General features: G+C 71.8%; 1 protein-coding gene. It reads left to right on the top strand.

What is annotated here, in order from left to right:
* The first annotated feature begins 54 nt into the window (after positions 1–54).
* The gene (locus AC08OP_RS24095) at positions 55–1,239 is read left to right on the top strand and encodes an ISAs1 family transposase (protein WP_476616264.1); all 1,185 of its coding nucleotides are present in this window, start codon (positions 55–57) and stop codon (positions 1,237–1,239) included.
* The last annotated feature ends 71 nt before the right edge of the window (positions 1,240–1,310 follow it).

Here is a 1,310-nt window from a genome sequence, read left to right as displayed (position 1 = left end):
CCTGTAGATCACGGAGGTGTCTAACGTCTTCGTGGTCCGGGAGCGCACGTGCCTGTGGGGGCATTGTCGCGTGACGCGGCCGGTGTGGTGGGAGCCGGCGCGGTGTCGCGTGAGGGAATCTGGCAGCGGCTGCACGCGATGGGCGAGCACCGGGGCCGACGTGGGCGGGTCTACCCGCTGGCGGTGCTGGCGGCGGTGTGGCGGTGCGCGCTGACCGCGGCGGGCCATGACCGGGTCACCGCCGTGATCGAATGGCTCGCCGGCACCACGGAGGAGGAACGGCGCCGGCTGCGGCTGCCGTACGACCCGTTTGACGGCTACCGGCTGCCGAGCGAGTCGACGATCCGCCGGTTCCTCAACGACACCGACGACGCGCGGCTCGCCCGCGCACTGCTCGATCCGCCGCTGGCCGACCCGGCCCCGCCGAAGCCGGCGTCACCCGAGGCGGCGGGAGAAGCGGTGCGGGCGGTCTACGCACTGGATGGGAAGACCAGCCGCGGCGCGAAGCGCGCCGACGGGCGGCAGGTCCAACTGGTCGGGGTCGCCGACCAGGCGACCGGCCGGCTGGTCAACCAGCACGAGGTGGACTCGAAGAGCAATGAGACGAAGGCGTTCCGCCCTGTCCTCGAGCCCCTCGACCTTGCCTGCGACCTGTTGACCTTCGACGCTCTGCATACCGTGCGCGACCATCTCGACTGGCTGGTCACCGACAAGAAGGCCCATTACCTTGCGGTCGTGAAGGGCAACCAGCCAACGCTGCGCGCGTTCCTGGCCGCGTTGCCGTGGGCGGACGTCCCGGTCGCCGACACCACCCACGACCATGGCCACGGCCGTGACGAGACCCGCACGCTGAAGGCCGCGACCGTCGAGCACGCCGAGTTCCCGCACGCTCGCCAGGCCGTCCGGATCCAGCGCTGGCGCCGGGAGAAGGGCAGGAAACCCAGCCGGGAGACGGTCTACGGCATCACGGATCTGGCCTTCGAGCAGGCCTCGGCCGGGTTCCTCGCCGACACCGCCCGCGGCCAGTGGATCATCGAGAACCGTCAGCACCACGTCCGTGACGTCACTTTCGGTGAGGACGCGAGCCGGAGCCGGACCCGCCGCGGCCCGGCCAACCTCGCGATCTTCCGCGCCACTGTCGCGCACGCGGTCCGTGCCGCGGGCCACCGCTACGTTCCGGCCGGGCGCCGGGCCTGCAAGACCGCCACCGCCGCGCTCGACCTGCACGGCTTTCCCTGACGATACGGACATCCAGGCCGTCCCGTCGGCGCGCGGACGAGCCGGTCATAACGCGAACGTGCCGGAGCCCT

Source organism: Frankia sp. CeRuru1 (genome assembly GCF_977966315.1).
This window is presented reverse-complemented; position numbering and strand designations above follow the sequence as displayed.